The 16,011-nt window shown below is 72.2% G+C and carries 18 protein-coding genes; 13 read left to right on the forward strand and 5 right to left on the reverse strand.

What is annotated here, in order from left to right:
• Positions 1–269: 269 nt before the first annotated feature.
• The 7 genes from ACZ3II_RS40375 to ACZ3II_RS40405 all read left to right on the forward strand — a co-directional run bounded on the left by ACZ3II_RS40375 (position 270) and on the right by ACZ3II_RS40405 (position 7,136).
• Complete coding sequence (locus ACZ3II_RS40375) at positions 270–1,712, forward strand: SulP family inorganic anion transporter (RefSeq protein ID WP_465525565.1); 1,443 nt, start codon at positions 270–272, stop codon at positions 1,710–1,712.
• Positions 1,713–1,771: 59 nt separating this feature from the next.
• Positions 1,772–2,455, forward strand: a complete 684-nt coding sequence (locus ACZ3II_RS40380; RefSeq protein WP_465525567.1) for a substrate-binding periplasmic protein — start codon at positions 1,772–1,774, stop codon at positions 2,453–2,455.
• Positions 2,452–3,399 (forward strand): cation diffusion facilitator family transporter, encoded by a 948-nt coding sequence (locus tag ACZ3II_RS40385; protein ID WP_465525569.1) that lies wholly within the window; start codon positions 2,452–2,454, stop codon positions 3,397–3,399. The genes ACZ3II_RS40380 and ACZ3II_RS40385 overlap by 4 nt, the downstream gene beginning before the upstream one ends.
• A 64-nt stretch (positions 3,400–3,463) precedes the next feature.
• Positions 3,464–4,588 carry a DUF418 domain-containing protein gene (locus ACZ3II_RS40390; protein ID WP_465525571.1) on the forward strand — a complete coding sequence of 375 codons (1,125 nt, stop codon included), beginning with the start codon at positions 3,464–3,466 and terminating at the stop codon, positions 4,586–4,588.
• The gene (locus ACZ3II_RS40395) at positions 4,572–5,723 is read left to right on the forward strand and encodes a sensor histidine kinase (RefSeq protein WP_465525573.1); all 1,152 of its coding nucleotides are present in this window, start codon (positions 4,572–4,574) and stop codon (positions 5,721–5,723) included. The genes ACZ3II_RS40390 and ACZ3II_RS40395 overlap by 17 nt, the downstream gene beginning before the upstream one ends.
• A complete protein-coding gene (locus tag ACZ3II_RS40400) occupies positions 5,720–6,349 on the forward strand; it encodes a response regulator (RefSeq protein ID WP_465525574.1) in 630 nt (209 codons plus the stop codon). The genes ACZ3II_RS40395 and ACZ3II_RS40400 overlap by 4 nt, the downstream gene beginning before the upstream one ends.
• 139 nt (positions 6,350–6,488) lie before the next feature.
• Positions 6,489–7,136 (forward strand): GOLPH3/VPS74 family protein, encoded by a 648-nt coding sequence (locus ACZ3II_RS40405; protein WP_465525576.1) that lies wholly within the window; start codon positions 6,489–6,491, stop codon positions 7,134–7,136.
• Here the strand turns inward: ACZ3II_RS40405 and ACZ3II_RS40410 are convergent.
• Both ACZ3II_RS40410 and ACZ3II_RS40415 read right to left on the reverse strand, forming a co-directional pair.
• The gene (locus tag ACZ3II_RS40410; RefSeq protein WP_465525578.1) at positions 7,133–8,185 is read right to left on the reverse strand and encodes a hypothetical protein; all 1,053 of its coding nucleotides are present in this window, start codon (positions 8,183–8,185) and stop codon (positions 7,133–7,135) included. The genes ACZ3II_RS40405 and ACZ3II_RS40410 overlap by 4 nt on opposite strands.
• Positions 8,182–8,748 (reverse strand): RNA polymerase sigma factor, encoded by a 567-nt coding sequence (locus ACZ3II_RS40415; protein WP_465525580.1) that lies wholly within the window; start codon positions 8,746–8,748, stop codon positions 8,182–8,184. Before ACZ3II_RS40415 ends, ACZ3II_RS40410 begins: the two co-directional genes overlap by 4 nt.
• Before the next feature lie 118 nt (positions 8,749–8,866).
• Here ACZ3II_RS40415 and ACZ3II_RS40420 point away from each other — a divergent pair, with 118 nt between their 5' ends.
• Together ACZ3II_RS40420 and ACZ3II_RS40425 are read left to right on the forward strand one after the other, a co-directional pair.
• Positions 8,867–9,415, forward strand: coding sequence for an aldo/keto reductase (locus ACZ3II_RS40420; RefSeq protein ID WP_465525582.1), 549 nt, complete (start codon positions 8,867–8,869; stop codon positions 9,413–9,415).
• A gap of 243 nt (positions 9,416–9,658) precedes the next feature.
• Entirely contained in the window at positions 9,659–10,336 is a 678-nt protein-coding gene (locus tag ACZ3II_RS40425) for a SprT-like domain-containing protein (protein ID WP_465525584.1), read from the forward strand.
• A 178-nt stretch (positions 10,337–10,514) separates the two neighbouring features.
• Here ACZ3II_RS40425 and ACZ3II_RS40430 read toward each other — a convergent pair whose 3' ends face one another.
• Positions 10,515–11,204 (reverse strand): SDR family oxidoreductase, encoded by a 690-nt coding sequence (locus ACZ3II_RS40430; protein WP_465525586.1) that lies wholly within the window; start codon positions 11,202–11,204, stop codon positions 10,515–10,517.
• Between the two features lie 58 nt (positions 11,205–11,262).
• Between ACZ3II_RS40430 and ACZ3II_RS40435 the strand changes: the two genes are divergently transcribed.
• The gene (locus ACZ3II_RS40435) at positions 11,263–11,631 is read left to right on the forward strand and encodes a MerR family transcriptional regulator (RefSeq protein ID WP_465525588.1); all 369 of its coding nucleotides are present in this window, start codon (positions 11,263–11,265) and stop codon (positions 11,629–11,631) included.
• On the opposite strand, the gene ACZ3II_RS40440 is transcribed toward ACZ3II_RS40435, so the two are convergent.
• Positions 11,619–12,464 (reverse strand): alpha/beta hydrolase, encoded by an 846-nt coding sequence (locus ACZ3II_RS40440; RefSeq protein ID WP_465525590.1) that lies wholly within the window; start codon positions 12,462–12,464, stop codon positions 11,619–11,621. The genes ACZ3II_RS40435 and ACZ3II_RS40440 overlap by 13 nt on opposite strands.
• Positions 12,465–12,555: 91 nt before the next feature.
• On the opposite strand from ACZ3II_RS40440, the gene ACZ3II_RS40445 reads away from it, so the two are divergent.
• The gene (locus tag ACZ3II_RS40445) at positions 12,556–12,879 is read left to right on the forward strand and encodes a winged helix-turn-helix transcriptional regulator (protein WP_465525725.1); all 324 of its coding nucleotides are present in this window, start codon (positions 12,556–12,558) and stop codon (positions 12,877–12,879) included.
• A complete protein-coding gene (locus ACZ3II_RS40450) occupies positions 12,876–13,730 on the forward strand; it encodes an alpha/beta fold hydrolase (RefSeq protein WP_465525592.1) in 855 nt (284 codons plus the stop codon). The genes ACZ3II_RS40445 and ACZ3II_RS40450 overlap by 4 nt, the downstream gene beginning before the upstream one ends.
• Here the strand turns inward: ACZ3II_RS40450 and ACZ3II_RS40455 are convergent.
• Positions 13,711–14,592 carry a LysR family transcriptional regulator gene (locus ACZ3II_RS40455; protein WP_465525594.1) on the reverse strand — a complete coding sequence of 294 codons (882 nt, stop codon included), beginning with the start codon at positions 14,590–14,592 and terminating at the stop codon, positions 13,711–13,713. The two genes, ACZ3II_RS40450 and ACZ3II_RS40455, sit on opposite strands and share 20 nt — an antisense overlap.
• 83 nt (positions 14,593–14,675) lie before the next feature.
• On the opposite strand from ACZ3II_RS40455, the gene ACZ3II_RS40460 reads away from it, so the two are divergent.
• Positions 14,676–15,992: an aspartate aminotransferase family protein gene (locus tag ACZ3II_RS40460; RefSeq protein ID WP_465525596.1), complete on the forward strand. Its 1,317-nt coding sequence runs from the start codon at positions 14,676–14,678 to the stop codon at positions 15,990–15,992.
• Positions 15,993–16,011: the final 19 nt, after the last annotated feature.

Genomic DNA, 16,011 nt, shown 5'->3' on the forward strand with positions numbered 1-16,011 from the left:
TCCCCGCCGCCCCCGCCCCCCCCCCCCCCCCCCCCCCCCCCCGGCCCGCCCCCGCCGCCCCCCCCCCCCCCCCCCCCCCCCCCCCCCCCGACGCCGGAAGCCGCCGATCAAGGAAGACGGGGGTGAAGGAGGACGGGGGGAGTGGTGGAGGGATGGGAGGGGAGGTGAGGCGCGCCACCGGCGAACGACAGGGATGGGGGATTGCGCGAGAGTAGGGTCGGCCCGGGCACGAACCGCCTGTGTCGCACATAAGGCATAAAGGGAGAGAGATGCCGACCTGGCTCGCTTCGCCGAAGGTGTTGCGTACGGAAGTGCTCGCCGGGCTCGTCGTGGCGCTCGCGCTGATTCCGGAGGCGATCTCGTTCTCGATCCTGGCGAACGTGGATCCGAAGGTCGGCCTGTTCGCGTCGTTCACGATGGCGGTCACGATCGCGATCTGTGGTGGGCGCCCGGCCATGATCTCCGCGGCGACCGGGGCGATCGCCCTGGTGGTGGCGCCGCTGGCGAAGGAGCACGGGCTCGGCTACCTGACCGCGGCGGTGATCCTCGGCGGGCTGCTGCAGATCCTGCTGGCGGCGGCCGGGGTGGCGAAGCTGATGCGGTTCATCCCGCGCAGTGTCATGGTCGGGTTCGTCAACGCGCTCGCCATTCTGATCTTCACGGCGCAGGTGCCGCATCTGATCGGCGTGCCGTGGCTGGTCTACCCGATGGTCGCGGTCGCTCTCCTGATCATGGTGTTCCTGCCCCGGTTCACCACCGTCGTCCCCGCGCCGCTGGTGGCGATCGTCCTGATCACCGCGTTCGTGATGATCACCCACCTGACCGTGCCCACCGTCGGTGACGAGGGCACGCTGCCGGACAGCCTGCCGGTGTTCGGGATCCCGGGTGTCCCGTTCACCTGGGAGACGATCAAGGTCGTTTATCCGTACGCCATCGGCATCGCTCTGGTGGGTCTGATGGAGTCCCTGATGACCGCCAAGCTGGTCGACGACGTGACCGACACCCGCTCGGACAAGACCCGTGAGTCGTGGGGGCAGGGGGTGGCGAACATCGTCACCGGGCTGTTCGGCGGCATGGGCGGCTGCGCCATGATCGGCCAGACGATGATCAACGTGAAGGCGTCCGGCGCGCGGACCCGGCTGTCCACCTTCCTCGCCGGGGCGTTCCTGCTGGTCCTGGTGGTCGCGCTGGGTGACGTGGTGGGGCAGATCCCGATGGCCGTGCTGGTCGCCGTGATGATCATCGTGTCGGTGTCGACCTTCGACTGGCACAGCATCGCCCCGGCCACCCTGAAGCGGATGCCCGCCGGCGAGATCGTGGTCATGCTGGTCACCGTCGCCGGCACCCTGGTCACCCACAACCTGGCGGTCGGTGTGGTGCTCGGCGTGCTCACCGCCATGGTCGTCTTCGCGCGCCGGGTCGCGCACTTCACCGAGGTGCGCAGGAGCGGAAACACCTACGCCGTACGCGGTGAGTTGTTCTTCGCCTCCTCGAACGACCTGGTTCACCAGTTCGACTACGCCGGCGACCCGGACCACGTGGTGATCGACATGAGCGGCGCGCACATCTGGGACGCCTCCTCGGTGGCGGCCCTGGACGCGATCACCACGAAGTACGCCGCCCGCGGCAAGCACGTGGAGATCGTCGGGCTGAACGAGGCGAGCAGCGACTTCCACGGCAACCTGGCCGGGCGGCTCAACGCCGGGCACTGACGTTAGGCCGTGGCCCCGGGGGGTAAGCGGCCTGCGTGCATCGTGTCGGATTGCTCCTGATGTCGGTCCTTCTGGTCGCCGCGGGTTGCGGGCTGCCCCGGGACGCCGGAACCACCCTGGACGACGTTCGCGGGGGCGTGCTGCGGGTCGGCGTGACCGCGAACCCACCGTGGACCGACGTGCCCGGCGACGGCCCGCCGTCCGGCGCCGAGGTGGTGCTGACCCAGCGGCTGGCCGCGCGGCTGGGCGCGACCGTCGAGTGGTACCCCGGCTCCGAGTCGACGCTGATGGCCGCGCTGAAGGACCGGGTTCTGGACCTGGTGATCGGCGGCCTGGACGCGGCGGCGCCGTGGACCGCCGACGCGGCCCTGACCCGGCCGTTCGTCACCATGCGCACGGTGGTCGCCGCCCCGCCGGGCGTACCGGTCCCCGAGGACCTGACCGGCGCGCGGGTCGCCGTGCGGGCGGGCACCGCCGAGATGGCCGCGCTGACCGCCGAGAAGGCCGAGGTCGTGCCGGTCGCGGAGGTGACCGGCGAGGAGGGGCTGCTGGTGGTGGTCGGCGAGTGGCGGCTGGCCGAGCTGGGCCTGTCCGAGTCCGGTCACGACCTGGGCGCCCACGATCACGTCTGGGCGCTGCCGCCGGGGGAGAACGGCTGGCAGGCCGAGGTGGAGACGTTCCTGCTGGAGCAGTCGCACAGCGGGGTCGTGGATCTGCTGGTGGCGGCGGAGCGCGCGGCATGAAGGTCTACGACCGGTTCGAGCTGCCGCCGGACAAGGCGCGCCTGCACGCCCGCGCGGTCCGCCTGGAGTGGTGGACGATCGTCTTCTTCCTCGTCGCGATCACGCTGCTGGCGCTGACGCTGGGCCAGTCGCAGGCGATGAAGGCGGCCTGGATCGAGGACATGCTGGGCCTGGTGCCGCCGGTGGCGTTCCTGGTGGCGGCGCGCTATCGCAACCGGAAGCCGACGGAGCGTTTCCCGTACGGCTACCACCGCAGTGTCAGCGTCGCGTTCCTCACCGGTTCGGTGGCGCTGCTCGGGCTCGGCGGCTACGTCGTCTACGACTCGTTCGTCCGGCTGCTGGCCCGGGAACGCCCGCCGATCGGCATGATCGAACTGTTCGGGCACCGGTTCTGGCTGGGCTGGCTGATGATCGTGGTGCTGCTCGCGACGATGGTCCCGGCGATCCTGCTGGGCCGGGCGAAACTGCGCCTGGCCCAGGAGCTGCACGACAAGGTGCTGCTGTCGGACGCCGAGATGAACCGGGCCGACTGGCTCACCGCCGGCGCCGCCGTGCTCGGCATCCTCGGGATCGCCGCCGGGCTGTGGTGGGCGGACGCGGTCGCCGCCCTGATCATCGGCGGGGACATCGTCCGCGACGGGGTACGCACCACCCGCGCCGCCGTCGCCGACCTGATGGACGAGTCCCCGTCGGTGGTGGACGGCAGCCGCCCGCACCCGCTGCCCCGCGAGCTGCTGGCCGCCGTGCTGGACCGGGACTGGGTGGCCGACGCGTGGCTGCGGCTGCGCGAGGAGGGCCACGTGTTCGTCGGCGAACTGCTGGTCGTGCCGGTTCCGGACACCGACCGGCTGCCCGAGCGCCTGGAGGAGCTGGCCGATTTCGCCCGGCACTTCAACTGGCGGATCCACGACCTGGTGGTGGCGCCGGTGACGCGCATCGACTGATCGGTGGATGGGGGTCTCCGTGGCGGTCGATTCGCCGGGCCCCGCGGAGCAACAGGCTGGTGTCATGACAGACACCGGATCGATCAGCCTGCGGGACCGGGCGCTCGCCCCCGACCTCGCCCGCGGCCTGATGCTCGCCCTGATCGCCCTCGCCAACTCGGTCATCTACCTCTACGGCAGGCCCTACGGTTTCCGGCAGCACATCGTCGAGGACGGCCTGCCGGACCGGATCGTCAGCGTGCTCACCGTGACCCTGGTGGACGCCCGGGCGTATCCGCTGTTCGCGGCCCTGTACGCGTACGGCGTGTTCCAGATCCTGCAGCGCCACCAGGACAGGTCGGTGATCAGGCGGCGCAGCGCCTGGCTGATCGGGTTCGGCTTCCTGCACGCCGTGCTGCTGTTCCCCGGCGACATCCTCGGCCTGTACGGGCTGGTCGGCTTCCTGCTGCTCGCCGCGACCCGCCTCCGCGACCGTACGCTGCTGGTCCTCGCCGCGTTGTGGCTGGTCGTGGTGGCGGTGCTGCAGGGCGCGGCGTACTCGATGCCGTCCGACCCGGGCGAACGTTCGTTCTTCTGGTCGTTCGAGACCGCCGACCCGCTGACCGCGCTGATCCTGCGCCCGATCGAATGGGTGATCACCCCGATCGGCGTCATGGGTGTCGGCAGCGCCGTCCTGGTCGGCACCTGGGCGGCCCGGCGCGGCATCCTCGCCGACCCCGCGTCCCATCGGCCGCTGCTGGTGCGTACCGCGGTGATCGGCCTGACCGTCGCCGTCCTCGGTGGCCTGCCGTCCGGGCTGGCGGTCGGGCACTTCTGGCAGCCGGGCGCGCCCTGGGCCCTCAACGCGCTGCACGCGGTCACCGGGGTCGCCGGCGGCCTGGGCTACGCGGCCCTGATCGGGCTCTTCGCGATCCGCTCGCGCCGCGGACCGATCGTGCGGGCGCTCGCGACGGCGGGGCAGCGGTCGCTCAGCCTCTACCTGTTCCAGTCGGTGGTGTTCGTGCTGGTGCTGACACCGCTGCCGTACAGCCTCGGCTGGGGCGAGACCATGGGCACCGCCGCGGTCGCCGGGTTCGCGCTGCTCACCTGGCTGGTGTCGGTGCTGCTGGCGCCCCTGACGCGGCGCGGTCCGGCGGAGGTGCTGCTGCGCCGGCTCACGTACCGTACGAGAAGTGACGTCCGTGGATGAGCAGCGGGAGCGGCGGTGGAACCGGGCGTGGGCGCTGGCCCCGTACGGTCTCCTCGCTCTCGCCTGCCTGGTCTTCCTGGTCTCCGGCGACGCCGACCCGGTCACCCTGGCCGTCGCCGGAGGCCTCGCGGCCCTGCACGGATGGTTCATCGTCGCGCATCCCGGCTGGTGGGAGCGCCGGTCCTGGTGGAACGCCGCCTACTTCGCCGGTGTCCTCGCCCTCACCGCGGTCCTGATGCGGCGCGACGACGCGTTCCAGATCTTCGTCCCGGCCTGCTACCTGATCGCGTTCCTGGCGCTGCCCGGCTGGTGGGCCTACCCGGGCGTGCTCGCCGCCAACCTGCCGGCCCTTCTGGTGACCGGCCCGGATCCGTCCTCGCTGTTGATCAGCGTCGGGGTGGCGACACCGCTCGCGGCACTGTTCGGCGGCATGGTCCGCACCATGGAACGGGAGGCGATCCGGCGGCGCGAGATCAACGCCGAACTGGTCGCGATGACAGCGGAGAACGCCCGGCTGGCCCGGGAGGCGGGCGTCGCCGGGGAACGCGCCCGGCTGGCCCGGGAGATCCACGACACCGTCGCGCAGGGCCTGACCGGCATCGTCACCCAGCTCGAAGCCCTGGAGGCGGCGCCCTCCGACTCCGACCGGCGGCGCCTCGACACCGCCCGTGCGCTGGCCCGCACCAGCCTGCAGGAGGTGCGGCGGTCCATCGACGCGCTGCGGCCGGGGCCACTGCGCGACGCGCGGCTCGGCGATGCGATCGGCCACACCGTCGAGACCTGGACCGAGCAGTACGGGGTGAACGCCGCGTTCACCGTGACCGGCACCCCGTCGCCGCTGCACTCCGAGTGCGAGGTGACGATGCTGCGCGCCGCCCAGGAGACACTGTCGAACGTGGGCCGGCACGCGTCGGCGGAGCGGGTGCACGTCACCCTGTCGTACATGGAGGACGTGATCGCGCTGGACGTCCACGACGACGGCGTCGGCTTCTCGCCGCCCGGCACCCACGGGTTCGGGCTGACCGCGCTGCGGCAGCGGGTCGGCGCCCTCGGCGGCTCGGTGGAGATCGAGTCCACGCCCGGCGCCGGAACCACGGTCAGTGTCACCGTGCCGCTGATCGGGGCGGGCCGATGACGCTGCGCCTGCTCGTCGTCGACGATCATCCGGTGGTCCGGGACGGGCTGCGCGGCATGCTCGGCACCCAGCCCGACTTCGAGGTGGCCGGTGAGGCCGCCGGCGGGGTGGAGGCGCTGACGGTGGCCGGGGCGCTGCGCCCGGACGTGATCCTGACCGACCTGCGGATGCCCGAACCCTGCGGCGGCACCCTGATCCGGCTGCTGCTGGAGCGGGTGCCGGACACCCGGATCCTGGTGCTGACCACCCACGACACCGACTCCGACGTGCTGCCGGCGATCGAGGCGGGCGCGATCGGCTACCTGCTCAAGGACGCCCCGCGCGAGGACCTGTTCCGCGCGGTCCGGGCCGCCGCCCGCGGCGAGACGGTGCTGTCGCCGTCGGTGGCCGCGCTGCTGCTGGCCCGGGTGCGCCCGCAGCGGTCCACGCCGCGGGCGCTGCTCAGCGCCCGGGAGCGCGAGGTCCTGGCGCTGATCGCCGAGGGCCGCACGAACCGGGAGGCGGCCGCCGCGCTGTTCCTCAGCGAGGCCACGGTCAAGACGCACCTGCTGCACATCTACGCCAAGCTGGAGGTCCCGGACCGGGCGTCGGCGGTCGCCGCCGCCCACCGCCGCGGTCTCCTCTGAGCAGCGGCTGCCTTTCGACGGTGCGTAACCTCACGGCAACCCTTTGCCGCTAGGGTTCGTTCGCTGGCTGGTTCTCGAGACAGCCCTGACGACCAGCCGGGGTTCTGCGACTCCATCGTCGATCATCGGAGCAGCGCGTATGACGTCGCCGATCAAGCGCCCTCCCGCCGACGGCCTCTACCTGGCCGCCCACGACGGCATCGGCGCCCGGGCCCTGCTCGCCCCGGAGGTGCTCGCCGTCGGACTGAGCGCCGCCCTGATCGGCGAGCTGATGTTCTGGCGGCGGCTGCACCTGGCCGGCGACACCCTGCACGTGATCGACAACCAGCCGACCGGTGACCGGGCCAGCACCGCCGTCCTGGAACGGCTTGCCGCCGTGCCGGGCCCGCAGAGCCTGACCCGCTGGCTCACCCACGGCCGGTTCACCCCGCTGATCGAGCAGCGCCTCGCCGACGCCGGCGTGATGCGGCGGGAGACCCGCCGCCGGTTGCTCAGCACCACGTCGTCGCTGGTCTTCGCCGATCCGCGCGGCCCGGGCGAGCCGGCCGCGCGGATCCGCACCGCGCTGTCCTACAACGAGTCCCTGGACACCGCCGACCTGATGCTGGCCGGCCTGATCCTGGCCACCGGGCTCGACGAGTTCGTCCTGGACACCTGCAACCCCCGTGACCGGGCCCGGCTGTCCGACCAGTTCCGCCGCAGCCTGCCGGAGCCGCTGCACCACCTGGTCGCCCAGACCCGCGAGGTCACCGTCCGGGCCGGCGGGACCCTCCAGCCCACCGGTTAGCCGTCGCAGCCCAGGGCGCCCCGGTAACCGTTCGGGTCACCCTTCGGCCCACCGCCGGACAGGACCTCCCCGACGGTCTGCCGCAGCGCCTCCGGCCAGTCGCCCTCGGCCTCCATGTTCTTGAGCACCTGCCACCGCGTGCTGCTGCGCAACGCCGTCACCGCCGTGTCCGTCGCCGCCGCGTCACCGGCCTGATCCGCGCGTCTCCACTCGGCGATCCACGCGCACGTCACCTGCCCGGTGACCGAGGCCCCGAACTGGTACGCGTCGTTCGCCCCCTCGACCCGCAGTTCCGCGACGTCGAAGCCCGGCGGGATCGGCACGTCGGCGAGGGCCTTCCGCACCTGCGCGCGGACCTCGCTCGGCGTGACGACCTCCGGCGGCATCGCGGCCAGGAACGCCGCCGCGTCGACCCGGCGCACGCTCGTCAGCAGCTTCTCCAGGCCGGCCCGGGTCCAGCCCTCGTTCGCGCGGATCTCCACGAACACGCCGTCCCGTGGTTTCACCGCCGCCGCGAAGACGCTCTCCCCGTAGGCGAGGATGTGCGCGGGCGTGCCGGCCACCGTCGTCGCCGACGGCTCTCCCTCCGGAGCGCGCTTGTCGTAGAACGCCTGATACTGGTCCTCGGTGTTCCAGTTCATCTCGATCTGGCGCGTGCCGTTCACGAACTGGATCGTCCCGGTCTGCGCGCCGAACCCGTACACCGTCGTGATCCTCCACCCCGGCTCGCCGATCAGCAGCCGCGGCAGCTTCTCCGCCGCCACCAGGTCGAATCGGTAGTCGGCGGACGCCGCGCCGGGCAGTGCCGCCGGTGGCGCCGGGTCCTCCTGGCCCCGATCCCCGAGCAGGGTGGTGGCTCCGATGACCCCGGTGACGACGGCGGCCGCCGCGAGGGCCCCGAAGAAGCGTTTCTTGAGTACGGGTACGAGCACCGGCGTGGACATGATCTCCTCCAGGAGCGTCTGCTCCGCCCCACCGAGGCGCTCGGCGAGATCGGTCCGGTACGGGTCGGCGTCCCGAACCAGCCGGGTCAGGTCGTCCTCGCTCATCGCTCCTCCTTCAGGGCGGTGGTGGTCAGGACGTCACGTTCATGTCCGGCCACCTCCGGGTCGTCACCGATCAGTTCGCGGAGCCGCGCGCGAGCCCGGGACAGCCGGGTCCGGACCGCGCCCGCACCGATCCCGAGCACCTCGGCCGCCTCCCGAGGCTCCAGGCCTTCCCAGGTGGTCAGCATGATCAGTTCCCGGTCCGGTTCGTCGAGGCGAGCCAGCGCGGCCCGTACCGCCAGCCGTTGCGGCACCTCACTGGCCGGATCACGGGACACCACCGCCGTCAGCCGCTGCCGCAGCCGGTCGCCCAGCCGGTCCCGGCGCGTGCCACCCCGGTGATGATTGGCGAGGACGCGGCGGGCCACCCCGTACAGCCAGAGTCTGATCTCCTCATCGGGTGGCAGGTCGCCGCTGCGCCGCCAGGCGACGAGGAACGTCTCGGCGACGATGTCCGCCGCGTCCTCGGGCTGGTCGACACGGCGTGCCGCGTACGCCAGCAGTGCCGGGAAGTTGCTCGCGTAGACGCGCCGGAATCGCTGCTCGTGCTCGGTCCCAGAACTCACGTCACATCCATGTCCGGACCGTCGGTCAGCGTTACGCCGATGACATCGACTGACATCTACCGTATCGGCGGCGATCTCCCGTGCGGCGGCTCGACGGGCGCCCGGAGGCCTGTCCGAGGTGACCGCCGGGCAGCTCGGCGGGGCACGGGAGATCGTGGAGATCGCCAGCGTGCAGAACCGCCACAACCTCCTCGACCGGGAACATGAGCCGGTCCTCGACGCCTGCGAGAGCGCCGGCATCGCCTTCCTGCCGTGGCGCCCGGTCGCGGCGGGCGGTTCCGGGGAACGGCAGGCGGTCGCCGAGGTGGCCGCTGAGCTGGGAGCCACTGCTCCCCAGGTGGCGCTGGTGTGGCTGCTCGCCCGGTCGCCGGTGATCCTGCCGATCCCGGGCACGGCCAGCATCGCCTCCCGGTTGTCCGGCCGGGACCAGAACAGCTCGTGCAGGTCGCCGGGAAGCTCGTCGCGGTGGCTGCCGGTGCGTCCTCGCCGGGAGCAGCCGGCTCAGGACGTTGGCGCCCCAGCTCACGGTGCCGACCGGATCATCCCGGAGGATCATGGCCCGCAGCTCGGCCTCGTACCGCGAAGGATCGTTCTCGCTCTGCAGCCGCGCCCACGAGACCAGCGCGTCCCGGCCGTTTCGTCGACATCGCCGTCACGCTGCCGATGAGTCCTGACGAAGTGGAACCCCGGTGCGGCCCGGAGCGCGTCCGGGGTGCCCGGCCGGTCCTCGTACCCGACCAGGTCCGGGCCGAGCCGCGCGGCGACGCCGTCGACGTCATAGACCGTCGAGGTGCGGATACCGTACAGCCGGAGCAGCAGGATGCGGAGAAAAGTGTTACCGGACGGGGGTACGAAGCGACCCACACGAGCATCCTCGCACGGTAACGCAGCGCACGAAGGGGCACACGGCGTGAAGTTGACGGAGGCACGTGACCTGGCCGCCGGCCTGATGGACCGGCACGGGCTCACGGGCTGGCGACTGATCTTCGACGACGCGAAGACCAGGGCCGGGGTGTGCCGGCCCGCCCGCAAGGAGATCGGCCTGTCCCGTCCCCTGCTGCGCCTCTACACCCCTGACCAGGTCACCGAGACCGTGCTCCATGAAATCGCCCACGCCCTCGCCGGCCCGGGGCACGGCCACGACGACGTGTGGCGGGCCATCGCCCGGCGGATCGGGTGCTCCGGCGCCCGCTGCGTCCCCGAGGACGTCCCCCGCGTCGACGGCGACTGGGAGGGCACCTGCCCGGCCGGCCACCGCACCACCGCCCACCGCCGGCCGGCCCGGGTCCGCTCGTGCGGCAGGTGCTCGCCGCGTTTCAGCCCTGCCGCCGTGTACGAGTGGACCCACCGCGGCGAGCCCGTCCCGATGCTCCCCGCCTACACCGCGGAGCTGAACCGTCTCCGGTCGGTCACACCCTCCACCGCGCCGCTGCCCCGGGTCGGCGACCGGGTGCGCCTGAAGGGCTCCGGAAAATACGGCGGCCTCACCGGGACCATCGTGAAGCAGGGCCGCACCCGCTTCCACGTCCGGACCCGGGCCGGCCTGCTGCAGGCCTCCTTCACCATGGTCGAGCCGGCCGGCCCTTGATCACCGCGCGTCCTCCGGGGACAGCCCTGCACGTCGCCGGTCACCGGGGCCTGCTTGCGCAGCCCGGCCGTGATCAGCTCCTCGTCCGGACGGACGCGTCCTCACGATTGCGGCGAGGAAGGAGGTGAGCCGGGCTCGGGACAGACACCGGACCGAGGCGCACAAGGGTGAGCCGGGCTCAGGACAGGTTGTAGAAGCGGCTCGGGTCGTCGGCGAGGGAGGCCTTCACCATGGCGCTCCACTTGTCGAAGACCACCTCGATCCTCCCCTGCTCGATGCCGTCCAGGGCGGCCCGTACGACGTCTGCCGGATCGGCCTTCTCGATGTCGAAGCCGGCCATCATGTCGGTGTCGGCGGCGCCCAGGTGCAGGCCGGTGACCAGGGTTTTCTGGGCGGCGAGTTCGAGGCGGACGCCGTTGGTCAGGTTCCACTGGGCGGCCTTCGCGGCGCCGTAGGCGGTGGCGCCGTCGGTGTTGAACCAGGACAGTGCGGACAGCACGTTGAGGATCGCGCCGCCGGCCAGCCGCGGCGCGAACGCCCGGATCATGCCGAGCGTCCCCCAGAAGTGCGTGTCCATCTCCAGGCGGATCTTGTCCAGGTCGCCGGTGACGAGATTGCTGTACGTGGACACGCCCGCGTTGTTGACCAGCAGGCCGACGTCGGCGGCGCGCTCGGCGACGGCCGCGATCGAGGCCGGGTCGGTGATGTCCAGGCGCAGCGGTTCCACGCCCGGGATGTCGATGAGTTCGGGGCGGCGGGCGGTGGCGTACACCTTGGTCGCGCCGCGCTCGAGCAACTGCTGGGTGAAGTGCCGGCCGAGACCGCGGTTGGCGCCGGTGACCAGGGCGATCGTTCCGTTGATCTGCATGCGGCTACGCTAGGACCTGACGTTGACGTCAGAGGCAAGTCGTGCGACGGAGGTCACCATGCGGATCGGCGAGCTGGCGGATCGGGCCGGCGTCAGCGTGCGCGCGCTGCGGTATTACGAGGAGCAGGATCTGCTGCACCCGGAGCGCAGCGGGAGCGGGCAGCGGCATTACGCCGACCCGGCAGTCGAGCGGGTGCGGCTCATCCAGACGCTGTATGCGGCGGGCCTGACCAGCCGGACCATCGCCGAGCTGATGCCCTGCGTGGACGCCGGGGTGAGCACCCCGGAGTCCCGGGCCCGGCTGGCCTCCGAGCGCGACCGCATCGACGCGCAGATCACCGAGCTGACCCGCACCCGGGACCGGCTCGACGAGGTGATCCGATCCACCTACCGGACCGGCGAGGGATGCTCGTATCAGGCCGGGTAGGAATGCAGGAACGCGGCGGCGGCGTCGGCGGCCCGGGTGACGTAGGGCTCGACGTCGTACAGGTCGATGTGCTGGGTGGCGTCGAGCCACACCATCGACTTCGGGCCGGGCGCGGCGTCGTACGTGGCCTCGGCCAGCTCCGGTGAGCAGTAGTCGTCGGCCCGCCCGTGCACCAGCAGCAGCGGGGTGTCACCGAGCAGCGGGGCCGCCCCGAGCGCGTCCAGTGTCATCAGGGAGTGCAGCGAGCCGTAGGTGACCCGGTTCTCCCAGTGTTCGGCGGCGGACCGGGCGGTGCCGTAGTACGCGTACGGCTCGTCCCCGCCCATCGCCGCGAGCCCGCCGTCCGGTGCGACCGCCGGAAGCTCCTCGTCGTAACGCTCGATGAACGACGCCAGCGACCGCCGGTAGCCGGCGGCGTCCCCGGCGGCGAACCGGGCCGGGCTGTTGTACGCGCCGGCGATCCCGACGACCGCCCGCAGCCGGGGATCGGTGGCGGCGGCTCGCACCGCGTAACCGCCGCCGAGGCAGATCCCGACGACGCCGATCCGGTCGGCGTCCACTTCGGGAAGGGCGGCCAGGACGTCCACGGCGGCCCGCAGGTCGGCGAGTTTGCCCTGGCTGTCCTCGTGCGCCCGGCGGCCGCCGCTCTCCCCGAACCCGCGGTGGTCGAACGCCAGGGTGGTGATGCCGCGCTCGTGCAGGCGGGCCGCGTACGTCCCGGTCACCTGCTCCTTGACCCCGGTGAACGGGCCGGTCAGCACCACGGCGGGCGCGCCCGGGGCCGCGACCCGCAGGTCCCCGGCCAGCTTGATCCCGTCAGAGTGGAAGAACATGCTGCCCCCGTACGTCGACGACTATCGTTGGGGCCGACCGTAGGCCGCGCGATCCAGCAGCGCCAGAAGGCACCTGGAGGTGCCCATCGTGATGATTCCCGACGTGATCGAGGAGAGCTGCAGCACCCGGCAGGCCCTCGAGCGGCTGGCGTCGAAGTGGCGGGTCCTGGTGATCTATGCGCTGCTGGCCGGTCCGCAGCGGCACGCCGATCTGCGCCGCCGAGTGGCCGGCATCTCGCAGAAGGTGCTGACCGAGACGCTGCGTGACATGGAGCGCGACGGCCTCGTACACCGCCGGGTTCTGAAAGCGGATCCACCGCAGCATGTGGAGTACGCGCTGACCGCGCTGGGGAAGACGTTGCAGGAGCCGCTTGCGGCGATCTGTCAGTGGGCGACCGAGAACGGACAGCGATGAGCCGGCTCGACCTGGGGGACGTGTCGCTGCGGTTCCGGCAGGAGGGCTCCGGCGCGCCCGTCGTTCTGCTGCACGGGCATCCCCGCACGCACACCACCTGGCATGCGGTCGTGCCGCTGCTTGCGGCGGACCACTTCGTGGTCACACCCGATCTGCGGGGGTACGGGCGGAGCACGCTCCCACCCGACCTGCCTGATCACGCGCAGTCGTCCAAACGGGAGATGGCCCGCGACGTCGTCCGGCTGATGGCGCATCTGGGACACGACCGGTTCGCTGTCGTCGGGCACGATCGGGGCGCCCTGGCCGCGTTCCGCACCGCGATGGATCATCCGCAGGCGGTGACGCACCTGGTCGTCATGGACGGCCTGCCGGTCGTCGAACATCTGGAACGCACCGACGCCACGTTCGCCCGGGCGTGGTGGCACTGGTGGTTCCTCGGGCAGACCGAGAAGCCGGCCGAGCCGTTGATCAACGCCGACCCGGACGGCTGGTACCGCCTCCCCGGTCCGGAAGTGATCGGCGAAGCCAACCACGCGGACGTCCTGGCGGCGCTGCGCGACCCGGCCGTGGTGCACGGCATGTGCGAGGACTACCGGGCCGGCCTCGGCATCGACCGCGAGCACGACGAGGCCGACCGGGCCGCCGGACGGCAGGTGCGGTGCCCCACGATGCTGCTCGAATCGGTGCACGACGACATCGACATCCACGGTGATCCGGCGAAGATCTGGGCGCCGTGGCTGGCCCGGCCCCTGCGGCACCGCACGATCGACAGCGGGCACCACCAGGCCGAGGAGGCGCCCGGGCAGGTCGCCGCCGAGTTGCGGGAGTTCCTCACGCGCGCAGGGCGGTGAGGACGGCGCTGATCTCCGGGCGCGGGGTGGGGGAGCGGCGGACCGCGGCGACGATCCGGCGGGTCACCGGCGGGGTGAGCGGCCGGGTCGCGACCTGGTACCGCGGGTCGACGGCGAGGCTCGGCAGCAGTGTGATCGACGCGCCCTTCTCCACGTGCCGCAGCGCCAGCATGTAGTTGTTGAACCGGCAGATCACCACCGGCTCGAACCCGGACTCCCGGCACAGGCGGGTGGCCAGCGACGACATGTAGGACCCGGCCACGTCGAAGGTCCACCGCTGGTCCGCGCACGCCTGCAGGGCGACCGTCTCGTGCCCGGTCAGCGGATGCCCGTCCGGCAGCACCAGGACGATCTCGTCGGCGGCGATCGGGACCAGGTCGATGGCCGGGTCGAGTTCGGCGCCCGCGAAGTCGGCGGTCGTGATGATCACGTCGACCTCGCCGCGGCGCAGCGCCGGCATGCTGTCGTGCGGCTCCAGCTCCAGCAGCACCACCGTCACGTCGGGATGCCGGCCGGCCAGCGCGGCGACCGCCGGTTCGGCGAGCGCGTGGACCGCGCTCTGGAACGCGGCGAGGGTGACCGTGCCGGCCGGTTCGTCGGCGAGCCCGCGCAGCTCCGCCTGGGCGGCGTCCATCGCGGCCAGGATCTCCCGGGCCCGGCCGGCCAGCAGAACCCCGGCGGCGGTCAGCCGGACCCGGCGGCCGGTGCGTTCCAGCAGGGCGGTACGCGTCTCCCGCTCCAGCGTCGCCAGCTGCTGGGACACCGCGGACGGGCTGAGGTTGCCGCGCTGGGCCACGGCGCGGACCGTCCCGTACGTCGCCAGGTCGGCCAGCAGCCGCAACCGCCACGGATTCAGCGTCACGCCCGCACTGTACGGCTCCGCTTAACAGCGACGGCGAAAAGGCGAGATGGACCCGTTCAGCACCAAGCTTCTAGCGTCGGGGCATGGCTGATTCGTTCTGGTCCGACGCCGACCGTCACCTGATCCGCTACTCCGGCCCGGGCAGTTTCGTGCCGGAGATCATCGAACGTGCCGAGGGCAGTTTCGTCTGGACCGCCGAGGGCCGCCGCCTGCTCGACTTCACCTCCGGGCAGATGAGCGCGCTCCTCGGCCACTCCCATCCGGCCGTCGTCGAGACGGTCCAGCGGCAGGCCGCCACCCTCGATCACCTGTTCAGCGGCATGCTCAGCCGGCCCGTCGTGGACCTGGCCCGGCGGCTCGCCCGGTCGCTGCCGGACCCCCTGGAGAAGGTGCAGCTGCTCACCACCGGCGCCGAGTCGAACGAGGCGGCGATCCGGATGGCGAAACTCGTCACCGGCGGCCACGAGATCATCTCGTTCGCCCGGTCCTGGCACGGGATGACGCAGGCGGCGGCGGGCGCCACCTACAGTTCGGGGCGCAAGGGGTACGGTCCGGCGGCGCCCGGCAACTTCGCCATCCCCACCCCCAACGCGTACCGGCCGGACTTCACCACCCCCGACGGCGAACTCGACTGGCAGCGGCACCTCGACTTCGCGTTCGACCTGTTCGACGCCCAGTCCGTCGGCAGCCTCGCGGCCTGCATCGTCGAGCCGATCCTCAGCTCCGGCGGGGTGATCGACCTGCCGCCCGGCTATCTCGCGGCGCTGCGGGACCGGGTGCACGAGCGGGGCGGGCTGCTGATCCTGGACGAGGCGCAGACCGGGTTGTGCCGGACCGGGGACTGGTACGCGTTCCAGCGCGACGGCGTCGTCCCGGACATCCTCACCCTCTCCAAGACCCTCGGCGCCGGGCTGCCCCTCGCGGCCGTGGTGACCAGCGCCGAGATCGAGCAGACCGCCCACGAGCGGGGTTTCCTGTTCTTCACCACGCACGTCTCGGACCCGCTCGTCGCCGCGGTCGGCAACACCGTCCTCGACGTCCTGCAGGCCGAACGGCTGGACGAGCGGGCCGCGGAGCTCGGCGCGTACCTCCGCAAGGGTCTGCTCTCGCTCGCCGACAAGCACCCGGCGATCGGTGACGTGCGCGGCCGCGGCCTGCTCGTCGGCCTGGAGCTGGTGCGGGACCGGGAGACGCGGCAGCCGGCGAACGAGCTGGGGACCGCTGTCACCCGCCGCTGCCTGGAGCTGGGCCTGCACATGAACGTGGTCCAGCTCCCGGCGATGGGCGGCGTCTTCCGGATCGCCCCGGCCCTGACCTCGACCCACGCCGAACTCGACCTGGGCCTGGAGATCCTGGACCAGGCGATCAGCGACGAGGCGGAGCGCGCGGCCAAGGGTTGATCAGATCACGTCCGTCGAG

This window comes from Actinoplanes sp. NPDC019969 (assembly GCF_055562375.1).

What these genes read in the sequence shown, in the direction of transcription:
- ACZ3II_RS40375 (WP_465525565.1), top strand. Translation starts at nt 270, where the DNA reads ATGCCGACCTGGCTCGCTTCGCCGAAGGTGTTGCGTACGGAAGTGCTC.
- ACZ3II_RS40380 (WP_465525567.1), top strand. Translation starts at nt 1,772, where the DNA reads ATGTCGGTCCTTCTGGTCGCCGCGGGTTGCGGGCTGCCCCGGGACGCC.
- ACZ3II_RS40385 (WP_465525569.1), top strand. Translation starts at nt 2,452, where the DNA reads ATGAAGGTCTACGACCGGTTCGAGCTGCCGCCGGACAAGGCGCGCCTG.
- ACZ3II_RS40390 (WP_465525571.1), top strand. Translation starts at nt 3,464, where the DNA reads ATGACAGACACCGGATCGATCAGCCTGCGGGACCGGGCGCTCGCCCCC.
- ACZ3II_RS40400 (WP_465525574.1), top strand. Translation starts at nt 5,720, where the DNA reads ATGACGCTGCGCCTGCTCGTCGTCGACGATCATCCGGTGGTCCGGGAC.
- ACZ3II_RS40405 (WP_465525576.1), top strand. Translation starts at nt 6,489, where the DNA reads ATGACGTCGCCGATCAAGCGCCCTCCCGCCGACGGCCTCTACCTGGCC.
- ACZ3II_RS40410 (WP_465525578.1), bottom strand. Translation starts at nt 8,185, where the DNA reads ATGAGCGAGGACGACCTGACCCGGCTGGTTCGGGACGCCGACCCGTAC.
- ACZ3II_RS40430 (WP_465525586.1), bottom strand. Translation starts at nt 11,204, where the DNA reads ATGCAGATCAACGGAACGATCGCCCTGGTCACCGGCGCCAACCGCGGT.
- ACZ3II_RS40435 (WP_465525588.1), top strand. Translation starts at nt 11,263, where the DNA reads ATGCGGATCGGCGAGCTGGCGGATCGGGCCGGCGTCAGCGTGCGCGCG.
- ACZ3II_RS40440 (WP_465525590.1), bottom strand. Translation starts at nt 12,464, where the DNA reads ATGTTCTTCCACTCTGACGGGATCAAGCTGGCCGGGGACCTGCGGGTC.
- ACZ3II_RS40445 (WP_465525725.1), top strand. Translation starts at nt 12,556, where the DNA reads ATGATTCCCGACGTGATCGAGGAGAGCTGCAGCACCCGGCAGGCCCTC.
- ACZ3II_RS40450 (WP_465525592.1), top strand. Translation starts at nt 12,876, where the DNA reads ATGAGCCGGCTCGACCTGGGGGACGTGTCGCTGCGGTTCCGGCAGGAG.
- ACZ3II_RS40460 (WP_465525596.1), top strand. Translation starts at nt 14,676, where the DNA reads ATGGCTGATTCGTTCTGGTCCGACGCCGACCGTCACCTGATCCGCTAC.